The sequence below is a fragment of the Streptomyces sp. NPDC056224 genome (assembly GCF_042267665.1).
In the GTDB taxonomy this organism is placed as follows: Bacteria; Actinomycetota; Actinomycetes; order Streptomycetales; family Streptomycetaceae; genus Streptomyces.
Genome location: NZ_JBHJTK010000010.1, coordinates 184,452 through 198,520, shown reverse-complemented (window position 1 = coordinate 198,520; position 14,069 = coordinate 184,452). Strand labels below are relative to the sequence as shown.

Below are 14,069 nucleotides of genomic sequence, written 5' to 3'. Positions count from 1 at the left end.
CGGCCCGTGACCCGGGCGGGGGTGGGGGCGTTCAGCTGGGGGGCGGTGGGGGCCCGGCCGCGCCGCCGCCCAGCCGAACCCACCGGAGCGCAGACAAGGCGACGCATGTCTCACCCCGCACCCTCCCGACCACCCGGCGTGCCCGCCGCCCGCAGGTCCGAGCCACCGCCCGTACACGGCGCCGTCATCTGCGTCGCGGCACCCTGCCTGGCCATCTCGCCGGAGCACGGCCAGCTGACGGGGCGGGGGATCGACGGCATTTACCGCTCCGGGAGGCGGCTGCTCTCCCGGTGCGTGCTGCGCGTCGGCGGGCGGGACCCGGTGACCGTCCAGGGGCGCAGCCTCGGCGCGGACCGGGCCGTCTTCACCGCCACGGTGCGCACCGGTGCCGAGCCCGGCCCCGACCCGGACGTCGGCGTGGAACGGGTCCGCCACGCGGACGGCACCGAGCGGATCACTCTGCGCAGCTTCACGGCCCGGCCGCTCCGCCTGCCCGTCGAGGTCCTGCTCGGTACCGACCTGGCGGAACTGGCCGCCGTGGCCGCCGGCCGGGCCGGGCCGGAACTGCCCGCCGCGGTGCATGCCGCCGGGCTGCGCTGGAGTACCGGCGACGTCGAGGCGGTCACCGCTGCCGAGCCGTCGCCGGACGACGCGCTGGCCTCGTCCGGGCTGCTGCGCTGGCAGCTCGAACTCGGCCCCGGCGAGTCCCGCACCATCGAGCTGCGGACCACCCGGAACCGCGTCGCCCGGGCTCCCGCCGGGCAGGTGGCCAATCCGCTCGCCGGCGCCCGGGCCGAAGGGGACGACCCGAGAGCCGAGGCGTGGTTCCGGAGCAGCGTCGAGGACCTCCGGGCGCTGCTCCTGAGGGATCCCACCGAGCCGGGTGACGCCTTCGCGGCAGCTGGGGTGCCGTGGCGCCTGGGGCTGGCGCCGGCGGAGAGCCTCTGGGCCGCCCGGATGGCACTGCCTCTCGGGACCGGACTGGCAGCCGCCACCCTGCGGATCCTGGCCCGCAACCAGAGCGACGGGCGCGGGCCCGACGCGGGGAAGATCCCGGGACCCCTGCGGGGGGCGGGCCCGCAGCTCCCCCCGGGTTGCACGGGCACGGAGGCGACCCTGGCCTTCCCGGCGGTGCTCGCCGAGGCCCGGCTCTGGGGGATGCCGGAAGAGGAGGTGGACCGGCTGCTCCCCGCCGCCGAGCGGTGCCTCGACTGGCTGCGGGGCGCTCTGGGCGAGGACGGCTTCCTGGCCGATCCGCAGCCGGGGCCGCGGCGCTGCGAAACCCAGGCCCACGCCCACCGGGCCGCCCTGCTCGGCGCCGACCTCCTCACCGCACGCGGGCGGCCCGGCGCCGAGGAGTGGCGGCAGTGGGCGGCCGCGCTGCGGGAGCGGTTCCGGGCCGAGTTCTGGATCGACGGCCCGGACGGGGGGCGGCCCGCGGCGGCCCTGCATCCCGACGGCCGGCCGCTGCCCCGGCTGACGGGGGCCGCCGCCCACCTGCTCGACACCGGCCTCCTCGGCGGCGGCCGACTCGCTCCGGGGCTCCTGGACCGGCCCCGCACCGAGCAGCTGGCCCGGTTGCTCGGCGCACCCGCCATGGACTCGGGATGGGGACTGCGGAGCATGGCGGCCAGGGAGCCGGGACACAACCCGTTCGGCCACCGCTCCGGCGCGGTGCGTGCGTACGAGAGCGCCGTTGCGGTGGCCGGACTGGCCCAGGCGGGCTTCGAGAAGGAGGCCGCCGGCCTGCTCCGGGGCCTGCTGGACGCGGCGGAGAGCTTCGGGTACCGGCTCCCGGAGATGTTCGCGGCCGAGCAGCGGACTGCCGGCAGCGCTCCGATTCCGCACCCGGCGGCCTGCCGTCCGGCGGCGGTGGCCGCGGCGGCAGGGGTTCACGTCTTGACCGCCCTCGCCGGGATCCGCCCCGACGCCCCCGCGGGGACGGTCGCCCTCGCCCCCCTCCCCGGCGCTCCGCTCGGCGCGCTGCGGCTCTCCGGCCTGCGAGTGTCGGGGGAGCCCTTCGCCGTACGGATCAGCCGGCTGGGCCTCGGCATGGTGGAGGAGGCCGCTGATGCGCTCGTCCTGGGGGGCTAGCCTCCACTCCGGCGTCTTCGAGGTCACCAAAGCGCTGTTTATCGTCAGGCAGACGACTATGATCGCGGCATGTCGCCCTACGACCCGTCGGCCTTTCCGCCCTTCGCCGTCACCGTCGACCTGGTCGTGCTCACCGTACGGCGCCACGCGCTCTGCGCGCTGGTCGTCCGGCGGGGTGAGCAGCCGTTCCAGGGGCGCTGGGCGCTGCCCGGCGGATTCGTGCGCGGAGACGAGGACCTGGCGGCGGCCGCCGCCAGGGAACTCTCCGAGGAGACCGGCCTGTGCACCCACGACCCCGCCGTGCCGGGCGTGGGCAACGGCGCCCATCTCGAACAGCTGGCCACCTACGGCGATCCGAAGCGGGATCCGCGGATGCGTGTCGTCAGCGTGGCGCATCTGGTGCTGGCTCCCGACCTGCCTGCGCCCCGGGCCGGCGGGGACGCCAACAGCGCCCGCTGGGCCCCCGTCGACGAGCTGCTGGAAACCGAGGACCAGGCGTCCGCGGGGCTCGCCTTCGACCACGCCCGGATCCTCGACGACGGTGTGGAGCGGGCCCGTTCGAAGATCGAGTACTCCTCCCTCGCCACCGCCTTCTGCCCGCCCGAGTTCACCGTCGGCGAGCTGCGCCGGGTCTACGAGGCCGTCTGGGGCGTGGCCCTCGATCCGCGGAACTTCCACCGCAAGGTCACCGGGACCCCGGGGTTCCTGGTGCCGGCCGGAGGGACGACGACCCGTCAGGGCGGGCGCCCCGCCCAGCTGTTCCGCGCGGGCGGGGCCACCCTGCTCAACCCGCCGATGCTGCGCCCGGAAGTCTGACGCCGAGACACCGGTCCGAGCTCCCGCTCTGACGGCAATATCGGCATTCCATCGGACCGGTTGCGCCGCAAATCGGGCATATCGCGTTATCTTGTGTGCGGTACTCACCCTGCCGCAGAGCGGTCTCACCCCCCGCGAGAGAAGCGATGCTCCAGGCCATCGGACTCAGCAGCAAACCCCGCCCCGACGCCCCGCCCCTCGTGGACGACCTCACCTTCGAGGCCCGCCCGGGGAGCGTGACCGCCCTGCTCGGCGAGCCGGGATCGGGCAAGACCACCGCTCTGCGGCTCATGCTCGAACTCGAACCGGGCCGCGGTGTCACCTACTTCCGCGGCCGTCCGCTGCACCGGATCCCGTACCCGAGCCGTGAGGTCGGCGTGCTGCTCGGTGACGTCCCCGGCAACCCCGCGCGCACCGTACGCAACCAGCTGCGGATGCTCTGCGCCGCCGCAGGCGTGCCGGCCTCCCGTGCCGACACCATGCTGGAAGTCGTCGGTATCGCGGGCCTGCGCGACCAGCGCCTCGGCTCGCTCTCCCCGGGCATGGAGCGACGGGTCGCGCTGGCCGCGGCGCTGCTCGCCGATCCCTGCACCCTGCTCCTGGACGAGCCCGCGGCAGGTCTTTCCCCCCGTGAACGCGGATGGCTGCACGGGCTGCTGCGCGGCCACGCCTCTCTCGGCGGAGCGGTGCTCTTCACCACCGACGACGCCAAAGAGGCGGCCCGCAGTGCCGACCGGGTCGTCAGCATCGAGGCGGGCCGGCTCGTCGCCGACCAGGACGCCGCGGAGTTCGCCCGGACCCGGCTGCGGCCGCGGGTCGCCGTGCGCACCCCGCACGCGGCCAGGCTGGCCGACGTACTGGGCCGGGAGGCCCGGGCCGCCCGGCGCGCCGTGGAGATCGTGGCGGAGAGCGGCAGCCGCCTGTCGGTGTACGGCAGCAACTGCGCCGAGGTCGGCGAGGCGGCGTTCCGGCACGGAGTGCTCGTCCATCAGCTCGCCGACGAGACCGGAGACGCGGGCGCTCCCGCGCCACCGGTCCCGCGCGCCCGCGCCGAGGCCGTCGGAGCCCGGCCCGCCCCCGGCGAGGCCCCGGGCGAGGCGCCCGGTGAGGATTCCGCGGGGCGGCCGAGGCGTACCCGGTCCGGGCGGCCCGCGTCCGCGGTGCGCCGCGTGGGCGGACCGCTGCGGCCGCTGCGCTACGAGCTGCTCCGGGTCTTCGGGACCGCCACCCCCGTCCTCACCACGGCGCTCGTCGTCGCCGTATCCGTCCTGACCGTCCTGGTGCTCGCCCGCGGCGGGCACACCCCGCAGAACCGGCTGCTCGCCGCGTGGCCCGAGCTGCTGCCGCTGCCGCCCGCGGCCCTCGGCGCCGGGCTGCTCGGCGCCCTGGCCTTCGGCGAGGAGTACCGCTACCCCGCGCTCGCCGCCGATCGGGGCACCGTGCCGCGCCGGATGGGGCTGCTCGCGGCCAAGCTCGGCGTCGGTGCCCTGCTCGCCCTGCTGCTGGGCGCCCTCTCGGTGGTGGCCGATGCCGGGGCCCTGGCGCTCGTCTTCGACAGCGGCCCGCTGCGCTCCCCGGCGCGATGGCTCTCCCCGGCCGTGAGCTGGGCCGGGCTGCTCATCGGCTGCGCCTGGGCCGGCGTACTTGCCTCCGGTGTCTTCCGGTCCGCCACCGCGGGTCTGGCCGCGGTGCTCGCCGTGCCGGTGATGGTGGTGCCCCTGGTGCGCAAGGTGCTGGAAGGGCCCTCCGCGCACCCGGTCACCGGACTCGGGACCCGGCTGCGTGTTCTCACCCGGGTGCAGTGGTTCCCCGAGGCGGACCGCCTGATCCTGGGAGCCTTGCGGGTGATGGCCCAACCCGTCGGCACCGCACTGGTGTTGTCGCTGATGGTCCTGTTGTGCGCCTATGGGTTCACCGGACTGCGCAGCAGGGTCCGTTGGTGATCGTTTCGGTGCGCACCGGGCCCGGACGGGACCGTTGAAGTCCGCGTCGCATGGTGCGGACCACAACTCCGCGTAAAGGGCCCGGTTCTTTACGATAAGTCGTCAATTGCGTGGGTGGCACCGATCACCCTTTCGTGTGCTTTTCACCAAAGACCTCAAGGGTGATGGAGGCACGGCCGACAAAGGATTCGTGAGTACCCTTGCGCACACCATGATGACCGCCGCCCGCCATGCCGACTCCGGCCTCGCCGGCCCGGGCGAACTCGACCGCTACCCCTACGCGGAGGCCCCCGGGCCCGACCGCGTCGGAGCGCCCCACTGGGACGGCGCCGACGTCGAGTTGAGCCGGGTCGGCCGCCGCGCGGCCGGCAGCCGTGGCCGCGGACTGCACGGCCAACTCGTCCAGCAACTCGGCCAGATGATCGTCTCCGGCGACCTCGGAGCGGACCGCCCGCTGGTCCCCGAGGAGATCGGCCAGCGCTTCGAGGTCTCCCGCACGGTCGTCCGCGAATCGCTGCGGGTCCTGGAGGCCAAGGGCCTCGTCAGCGCCCGCCCGAACGTCGGTACCCGGGTCCGTCCGGTCGCCGACTGGAACCTCCTCGACCCCGACATCATCGAATGGCGGGCCTTCGGCCCCCAGCGCGACGACCAGCGCCGCGAGCTCGGGGAGCTCCGCTGGACCATCGAGCCGCTCGCCGCCCGCCTCGCCGCGGGCCACGGCCGCCCGGACATCCAGCAGCGCCTCGCCGACATGGTGGAGATCATGGGCCACGCCCTCGGCCAGGGGGACTCGATCACCTTCGCGCGCGCCGACAACGAGTTCCACGCACTCCTCATCCAGGTCGCCGGCAACCGGATGCTGGAGCACCTCTCCGGGATCGTCTCCTCCGCGCTCCAGGTCTCCGGCAGCCCGATCACCGCCTGCGACCGTCCGAGCGAGGCCTGCGTCGCGCACCACGCGCGGATGGTCGAGGCCCTCGCCGCCGGTGACGCGACGGGCGCCGAGAACGCCATGCGTCAGCTCCTGGCGGTGCAACCGGAGGTCGAGCGCGTGGTCCCCGCCCCGCGCGAGCACTGAGGGGCGGACGCGCGGGGGCGCGGGGGTGCACGACGTGTCGCCGGGCCCGGTCGGGTCCGGCGACACCGGTGTGCGGCGCCCTGTTCCGGCCCCGCCGGAACCAGGTGTATGACCCTATGACCGGCATTGGCGCATACGGGGTGTGACTCGGGCCACGAAGATTGGGCGTAACGCTCCGCGACGTCACGCGATGACCTAAGAGGTGATGGCCGACGGAGGGAAGACAGCCCCTTGCGGGTGCTGTGCAGCTCCCCGGCCCCTGCCCGCGCCCCCGGCCCATCCCCAGTCGGTGGTCGTCGGCTCCGGTCCAGCACCAGTCCGGGGTCGGAAGCCGTTCCCATCGTTCCGAGAGGTTGTTCGTGTCGGCCAGCACATCCCGTACGCTCCCGCCGGAGATCGCCGATTCCGAGTCTGTGATGGCGCTCATCGAGCGGGGCAAGGCCGAGGGGCAGATCGCCGGCGATGACGTGCGTCGGGCCTTCGAGGCTGACCAGATTCCTGCGACCCAGTGGAAGAATGTTCTGCGCAGCCTCAACCAGATCCTCGAGGAAGAGGGTGTGACGCTGATGGTCAGTGCCGCGGAGTCGCCCAAGCGCACCACCCGCAAGAGCGTCGCAGCGAAGAGCCCGGCCAAGCGGACGGCCACCGAGCCGGTGGCCGGGAAGACGGCGGCGAAGACGACGGCAGCGCAGCCCGCGGACGCCGCGGCCCCGGCGGCCGGGGCGGCGGACCCGGAAACCACGGACGCCCTCGCGCAGGAGCCCGGAACGGAGCCCGCCGCGAAGAAGACGGCGGCGAGGAAGACGGCGGCCAAGAAGGCCGCGCCCGCCAAGAAGACCGCCGCCAAGAAGACGGCGGCGAAGAAGACCGCCTCCAAGAAGGACGCCGACGCGGCCGGTGACGAGGAGACCCCGGACGAGGGTCCCGACGCCGCCAAGGCCGAGGCCGAGGAAGAGGAGGAGGGCGGCGAGAACAAGGGCTTCGTCATCTCCGACGACGAGGACGACGCCCCCGCCCAGCAGGTGGTCGTCGCCGGAGCCACCGCCGACCCGGTCAAGGACTACCTCAAGCAGATCGGCAAGGTCCCCCTCCTCAACGCCGAGCAGGAGGTCGAGCTCGCCAAGCGCATCGAGGCGGGCCTGTTCGCCGAGGACAAGCTGGCGAACTCCGACAAGCTGGCGCCCAAGCTCAAGCGCGAGCTGGAGATCATCGCCGAAGACGGACGCCGCGCGAAGAACCACCTGCTGGAGGCCAACCTCCGCCTCGTCGTCTCCCTCGCCAAGCGCTACACGGGCCGCGGCATGCTCTTCCTGGACCTGATCCAGGAGGGCAACCTGGGCCTGATCCGCGCCGTCGAGAAGTTCGACTACACCAAGGGCTACAAGTTCTCCACGTACGCGACGTGGTGGATCCGGCAGGCGATCACCCGCGCCATGGCCGACCAGGCCCGCACGATCCGCATCCCCGTGCACATGGTCGAGGTCATCAACAAGCTCGCCCGCGTGCAGCGCCAGATGCTCCAGGACCTGGGCCGCGAGCCCACCCCGGAGGAACTGGCCAAGGAACTCGACATGACCCCCGAGAAGGTCATCGAGGTCCAGAAGTACGGCCGCGAGCCGATCTCCCTCCACACCCCGCTCGGCGAGGACGGCGACAGCGAGTTCGGCGACCTGATCGAGGACTCCGAGGCCGTCGTTCCGGCCGACGCCGTGAGCTTCACGCTCCTGCAGGAGCAGCTGCACTCGGTGCTCGACACCCTGAGCGAGCGCGAGGCCGGCGTCGTGTCGATGCGCTTCGGCCTCACCGACGGCCAGCCCAAGACGCTCGACGAGATCGGCAAGGTCTACGGGGTGACGCGTGAGCGGATCCGCCAGATCGAGTCGAAGACGATGTCGAAGCTGCGTCATCCGTCCCGCTCCCAGGTGCTGCGCGACTACCTCGACTGACCGGCAGCGGGTCCGTCCGCGATGCCGACGGCGGTGGTCGCGCGGGTGCGCACGGCCACCGGGCATCCCACTCTGGGTGGAGTAATGCACACTCGGAGTCAGGAGGCCTCATGCGTCGTCCCTTTGCCCGTGCTCTGGCGGGAGCGCTGACCCTGGCGGCGGGAGCGGCCGCGGCCCCGCTGGCCCAGGCGCCGCAGGCGGCCGCGGACAGTGTGGTGATCGGCGGGAAGCCGGTGAAGGTGGCCGACAGTCCCTGGGTCGTGGCCCTCGCCAGCCGTGACCGGTTCGGGGGTACGCGGGGCGGCCAGTTCTGCGGGGGAGTCATCGTGGCACCGGCGAAGGTGGTGACGGCGGCCCACTGCCTGGGGCGCGAGGTGCTGGGCGGCCCCGTCGAGTCGGTCGAGGACTTCCGGGTCATCGCCGGGCGTACGGAGCTGAGGGCGACCGACGGCCGGGAGATCGCGGTGCGCACGGCCCGGGTGAACCCGGACTACGACCCGGCCAGCAACGCCGGGGACCTCGCCGTCCTGGAACTCGCCGAAGCCGTGCCGGCGCACTACGTACTCCCCATGGCCGGAGCGGGGCATCCCGCCTACGCGGCGGGGACCGAGGCGGCCGTGTTCGGCTGGGGCGACACCAGCGGATTCGGTGACTACGCGTACGCGCTGCGCGCCGCTGAGGTGACCGTGCTGCCGGACGAGGTCTGCGGGCGGGCCTACCCCGGGGACGCCGACGGGCAGTACCGGGCGGATTCCATGGTGTGCGCGGGCGACGACTCCGGCGGCAAGGACGCCTGCCAGGGCGACAGCGGGGGACCACTGGTGGCGCAGGGGCGGCTCATCGGTCTGGTGTCGTGGGGACGCGGCTGCGGCCGCGCCGACAGCCCGGGGGTGTACACGCGGATCGCGCCGCTCGCCGACTTCGTGACCGGCCCGGAGAGGGCCGCGCAGCCCGCGGGCGCCCAGGAGGTCGCCCCCGGCACCCGGAGGGCCTACGAGGCGGGTTCAGGGCCCCTGCGGGGGCATCGCGTGGATTAGCCCCCGTACGTCATCCGTGCGCGGGCATGAGGACGGGCGGGATCCCTGGGTCGCAGGGATCCCGCCCGTCGACCGGCCTGGCCGGTCCTGGCTCGTCGGATGCGAGGTGCAGGCCTTGTGTCAGCGGTCCTCGGGTTCGGCGGCATTGGCAGCCGGAGCGGACGTGAGCCGCTCGGTCTCATCCTGTATTTCCGCGGCGATCTTCTTGAGTTCCGGCTCGAACTTGCGACCGTGGTGGGCGCAGAAGAGCAGTTCACCGCCGCTCAGCAGGACGACGCGCAGATATGCCTGGGCGCCGCAACGGTCGCATCGGTCAGCGGCCGTCAGCGGGGTCGCGGGTGTCAGAACAGTAGTCACGTCGCCTCTTCTCTAGCTCGACGAGCTGTCGTACCAGGGTCAACATCCAACCAGGCCGAAAACGTTCCCGCTCGCGGCTTTTCCTCGAAACTTCCTTCCGAAGCTGGCCGGCTGTTGCCGGTTGGCGGCGAAGGAGCCGTATTGCGTTGCTTTACGGTTTCGCGTTGTCAGTCGTTCGCTTGTTGCAGTTCCATCCTCCCCGGCGTGAGTGCCAGGTTGTTCATGAGGACGTGCCCGAACCCTAAATGGTTCATGCGTGGAAGGGAACGTGATGTTTGCTTCACCCCCACGGGGGATCGAACATCCGTGCGGATCTGGACTAGGCTGAGGAAGGCGCGAGGGTGGCGTTGCATCGGCTCTACCTGGCCTCGGTACCCTTCGACCGGCAACCGAGCCACCCCTGCGCCCGACTGGGCCAGAAAAGAAATTCAGCGAGGAGCGAACTGCGTGACCGCCGACACGTCCGTGCCTTCCAGCGCGCTGCTGTCCGGAGCAGACCGGGACGGTTCCAACTACACCGCGCGGCACCTGCTCGTCCTCGAAGGGCTTGAGGCCGTCCGCAAGCGGCCCGGCATGTATATCGGCTCGACCGACAGCCGGGGCCTCATGCACTGCCTCTGGGAGATCATCGACAATTCCGTCGACGAGGCCCTGGGCGGCTACTGCGACCACATCGAGGTGATCCTCCACGAGGACTCCTCCGTGGAGGTCCGCGACAACGGCCGCGGCATCCCCGTGGACGTCGAGCCCAAGACCGGCCTGTCCGGCGTCGAGGTCGTCATGACCAAGCTGCACGCCGGCGGCAAGTTCGGCGGCGGCTCGTACGCGGCCTCCGGCGGCCTGCACGGCGTGGGCGCGTCCGTGGTCAACGCCCTCTCCGCCCGCCTGGACGTCGAGGTCGACCGGGGCAGCTCCACCCACGCCATCAGCTTCCGCCGCGGCGTCCCCGGGATGTTCACCGAGCAGGGCCCCGACAGCCCCTTCGACCCCGCCAACGGCCTGCGCAAGGTCAAGCGCATCGCCAAGGGGAAGACCGGCACCCGCGTCCGGTACTGGGCCGACCGCCAGATCTTCCTCAAGGACGCCCGGCTCGGCCTGGAGACGCTCTACCAGCGCGCCCGCCAGACCGCCTTCCTCGTCCCCGGCCTGACCCTGGTCGTCCGTGACGAGCGGGGCATCGACGGCGCCGGCAAGACCGAGGAGACCTTCCGCTTCGACGGCGGCATCAGCGAGTTCTGCGAGTACCTCGCCCAGGACAAGGCCGTCTGCGACGTGCTGCGTCTGACGGGCACGGGCACCTTCAAGGAGACCGTCCCGGTCCTCGACGACCGCGGCCACATGACCCCCACCGAGGTCACCCGCGAACTCGGCGTGGACATCGCCCTGCGCTGGGGCACGGGGTACGAGACCAACGTCAAGTCCTTCGTGAACATCATCGCCACCCCCAAGGGCGGCACCCACGTCTCCGGCTTCGAGCGGTCGGTCGCCAAGACCGTGAACGAGGTGCTGCGCGCGGCCAAGCTGCTGCGCGTCGCCGAGGACGACGTGGTCAAGGACGACGCGATGGAGGGCATGACGGCCGTCGTCACCGTCCGCCTCGCCGAGCCGCAGTTCGAGGGCCAGACCAAGGAGGTGCTCGGCACCTCGGCGGCCACGAGGATCGTCGCCGCCGTGGTCGCCAAGGAGCTCAAGGCCTTCCTGACCTCCACGAAGCGGGACGACAAGCAGCAGGCCCGCTCCGTGATGGAGAAGATCGTCGCGGCCGCCCGGACCCGGATCGCGGCCCGGCAGCACAAGGAGGCGCAGCGCCGGAAGACCGCGCTGGAGTCCTCCTCGCTCCCCGCCAAGCTGGCCGACTGCCGCAGCGACGACGTGGAGCGCAGCGAGCTCTTCATCGTCGAGGGCGACTCCGCCCTCGGTACCGCCAAGCTCGCACGGAATTCGGAGTTCCAGGCACTCCTGCCGATCCGCGGCAAGATCCTCAACGTCCAGAAGTCGTCGGTCTCGGACATGCTCAAGAACGCCGAGTGCGGGGCGATCATCCAGGTCATAGGAGCCGGCTCGGGTCGCACCTTCGACATCGACGCGGCCCGGTACGGCAAGATCGTCCTGCTCGTCGACGCCGATGTGGACGGCGCGCACATCCGCTGCCTGCTGCTGACGCTGTTCCAGCGCTACATGCGCCCGATGGTCGAGGCGGGCCGGGTCTTCGCGGCCGTGCCGCCGTTGCACCGGATCGAGCTGGTCCAGCCGAAGAAGGGCCAGGACAAGTACGTCTACACGTACTCGGACAACGAACTGCGCCAGACCCTGCTGGAGTACCAGCGCAAGAACATCCGGTACAAGGACTCGATCCAGCGTTACAAGGGCCTCGGCGAGATGGACGCGGACCAGCTGGCGGAGACCACCATGGACCCCCGCTTCCGCACCCTGCGCAGGATCAACATCGGCGACCTGGACTCCGCCGAGCAGGTCTTCGACCTGCTCATGGGCAATGAGGTGGCCCCGCGCAAGGAGTTCATCACGAGTTCCGCCGCCACCCTGGACCGCTCGCGCATCGACGCCTGAGCGGGCGGCCCGCCCGTCCGGTTCCACGGCATACCGGTGCTCTTCGTTCCATCACCTGAAGGAGTGAAGAGCACCGGGACAACCGTCCGGAAAGCGACCATTGAGCCCATCCTTGTGGGCGCGCGGCCAATGCGGCAGCGGACAAGGAGAGTTCGGTGGACAAGCACGATGGTCGTGATGCCGGAACGATCCGGCTGGACGACCCCTGGTACGACGCGCTGGCCGTCGGCTGGGGCGAGGGCGAGGAAACGGCCCCGCCGCCCCCGGCCTCCGGCGGCCGCCCCGCGCCCGGCGCATCCGACATCTACCTCGAAGTGCAGCGCAGCGCCGCCTTCCAGGAGGTCCGCAGCCGCTACCGCAGGTTCGTCGTCCCCGCGACCGCCGGCTTTTTCCTCTGGTACGTCGCCTATGTGGTCGCCGCCACCGCGGCGCCGGGCCTCATGGCCCGGCCCGTGGCGGGCGCGGTCAACGTGGCCATGCTCGCGGGGCTCGGTCAGTTCCTCAGCACCTTCCTGCTGACCTGGGCCTACGCCCGGCACGCACGGCTGCGCCGGGACCGGGCCGCGCTGGACCTGCGCTGGACGGTCTTCGAGCAGGAGCGCGACCAGGTACGGAACCGGGCGAGGGAGGCGGGCCGGTGACCACCGAACACCAGACCCTCGCGCTGATCCTCTTCAGCGTGTTCATCGCGGTGACCCTGGGCATCACCACCTGGGTCAGCCGGAACCGGCACGGCTCGGCCGAGGAGTTCTACGCGGGCGGGCGGCTGTTCTCCCCCCTGGAGAACGGCTTCGCGATCGCGGGCGACTACATGTCCGCCGCCTCCTTCCTCGGCATCTCCGGGCTGATCGCCCTCTTCGGCTACGACGGCCTGCTGTACTCGGTGGGGTTCCTCGTCGCCTGGCTGGTGGTGTTGTTCCTGGTCGCCGAACTGGTCCGCAACTGCGGGCGCTTCACCCTCGCCGACGTGGTCGCGGCCCGGATGAGCGAGCGGCCCGTGCGCATCGCGGCGGGCCTCTCGTCAGTGGTCGTCTCCGTGCTCTACCTCGTCGCGCAGATGGTCGGTGCGGGCAGTCTGGTCGCCCTGCTGCTCGGCAGCTCGAGCGCCGCCGCCCGGACCCTCACCGTGGTCGGCGTCGGCGCCCTGATGGTGGTCTACGTGTCCTTCGGCGGGATGCGGGCCACGACCTGGATCCAGATCGTGAAGGCCGTGCTGCTGATGGGCGGGGCGATCACCCTGACCGTGCTCGTCCTCCTGCACTTCCACGGGAACTTCGACCAGCTGCTCAGGACCGCCGCCGATCGCAGCGGCCACGGCCTGCGGTTCCTGAGCCCCGGCCTCAAGTACGGCGGGGGCTGGACCGCCCGCGTGGACTTCATGAGCCTCGGCCTCGCTCTGGTCATGGGCACCGCCGGGCTGCCGCACATCCTCTCGCGCTTCTACACCGTGCCCACCGCGCGGGCGGCGCGCCGGTCGGTGGTGTGGGCGATCGCGCTGATCGGCGGCTTCTACCTGATGACCATCGTGCTCGGCTTCGGGGCGGCCGCGCTCCTGGGCCCGGACGAGGTGCGGGCCTCCAACGCCTCCGGGAACACGGCCGTTCCGCTGCTCGCGGCCTTCCTCGGCGGCGGCGCCGACTCGGCGGGGGGCGCGGTGCTGTTCGCGTTCGTGGCCGCCATCGCCTTCGCCACGATCCTTGCGGTGGTCGCCGGGATCACCCTGGCCTCGTCGGCCTCCGTCGCCCACGACCTCTACGCCTCTCTCAAGAGGCGTCACGCCAGGCAGCACAGCGAGGTCTCGGTCGCCCGGGCCGCGGCCGTCGGCATCGGGGCGGCGGCGATCGCCCTGGGGCTGCTCGCCCAGAACCTCAATGTGGCGTTCCTGGTGGGCCTGGCCTTCGCGGTGGCCGCCTCGGCCAACCTGCCGGTGCTGCTGTACACCCTGTTCTGGCGCGGTTTCACCACGCGGGGAGCCGTCTGGGCGGTGTACGGCGGCCTGATCCCGGCCGTGCTGCTGGTCGTCCTTTCGCCGGTGGTGTCCGGGAGCCCCGAATCGCTCTTCCCGGGCGTGGACTTCCAGTACTTCCCGCTGCAGAACCCGGGCATCGTCTCGATCCCCGTGGGCTTCCTGGCGGGCTGGCTGGGCACCGTCACCTCCGGTGAGGAGGCCGACGAGCGAAGGCACGCGGAGACCGAGGTGCGCTCGCTGACCGGCGCCGGAGCGGTGTGA

Annotated in this window: 10 protein-coding genes; 9 read left to right on the top strand and 1 reads right to left on the bottom strand. The window is 72.2% G+C overall.

The genetic code is table 11. From position 1 onward, the window contains the following. Positions 1–105: 105 nt before the first annotated feature. The 6 genes from ACFCZ1_RS16040 (at position 106) to ACFCZ1_RS16015 (ending at position 8,914) form a co-directional block, all read left to right on the top strand. Complete coding sequence (locus tag ACFCZ1_RS16040) at positions 106–2,094, top strand: glycogen debranching N-terminal domain-containing protein (protein WP_376678885.1); 1,989 nt, start codon at positions 106–108, stop codon at positions 2,092–2,094. A 69-nt stretch (positions 2,095–2,163) separates the two neighbouring features. Then, positions 2,164–2,910: an NUDIX domain-containing protein gene (locus ACFCZ1_RS16035; protein ID WP_376678884.1), complete on the top strand. Its 747-nt coding sequence runs from the start codon at positions 2,164–2,166 to the stop codon at positions 2,908–2,910. A gap of 146 nt (positions 2,911–3,056) precedes the next feature. Continuing rightward, complete coding sequence (locus ACFCZ1_RS16030; RefSeq protein WP_376678883.1) at positions 3,057–4,853, top strand: ATP-binding cassette domain-containing protein; 1,797 nt, start codon at positions 3,057–3,059, stop codon at positions 4,851–4,853. 136 nt (positions 4,854–4,989) lie between these two features. Beyond that, the gene (locus ACFCZ1_RS16025; RefSeq protein WP_376678882.1) at positions 4,990–5,931 is read left to right on the top strand and encodes a FadR/GntR family transcriptional regulator; all 942 of its coding nucleotides are present in this window, start codon (positions 4,990–4,992) and stop codon (positions 5,929–5,931) included. Positions 5,932–6,284: 353 nt separating this feature from the next. Next, positions 6,285–7,877: an RNA polymerase sigma factor gene (locus tag ACFCZ1_RS16020; protein ID WP_376678881.1), complete on the top strand. Its 1,593-nt coding sequence runs from the start codon at positions 6,285–6,287 to the stop codon at positions 7,875–7,877. A gap of 110 nt (positions 7,878–7,987) precedes the next feature. Continuing rightward, positions 7,988–8,914, top strand: a complete 927-nt coding sequence (locus ACFCZ1_RS16015; RefSeq protein WP_376678880.1) for a serine protease — start codon at positions 7,988–7,990, stop codon at positions 8,912–8,914. 120 nt (positions 8,915–9,034) lie between these two features. Here the strand turns inward: ACFCZ1_RS16015 and ACFCZ1_RS16010 are convergent, their stop codons facing one another. Then, positions 9,035–9,271, bottom strand: a complete 237-nt coding sequence (locus ACFCZ1_RS16010) for a hypothetical protein (protein ID WP_215019552.1) — start codon at positions 9,269–9,271, stop codon at positions 9,035–9,037. Positions 9,272–9,718: 447 nt separating this feature from the next. On the opposite strand from ACFCZ1_RS16010, the gene ACFCZ1_RS16005 reads away from it, so the two are divergent. From ACFCZ1_RS16005 to ACFCZ1_RS15995, 3 genes are all read left to right on the top strand, one after another. Continuing rightward, positions 9,719–11,839 (top strand): type IIA DNA topoisomerase subunit B, encoded by a 2,121-nt coding sequence (locus ACFCZ1_RS16005; protein WP_376678879.1) that lies wholly within the window; start codon positions 9,719–9,721, stop codon positions 11,837–11,839. Between the two features lie 155 nt (positions 11,840–11,994). Continuing rightward, complete coding sequence (locus ACFCZ1_RS16000; RefSeq protein WP_376678878.1) at positions 11,995–12,480, top strand: DUF485 domain-containing protein; 486 nt, start codon at positions 11,995–11,997, stop codon at positions 12,478–12,480. Then, on the top strand, positions 12,477–14,069 hold the full coding sequence (locus ACFCZ1_RS15995) for a cation acetate symporter (RefSeq protein ID WP_376678877.1): 1,593 nt from the start codon (positions 12,477–12,479) through the stop codon (positions 14,067–14,069). Before ACFCZ1_RS16000 ends, ACFCZ1_RS15995 begins: the two co-directional genes overlap by 4 nt.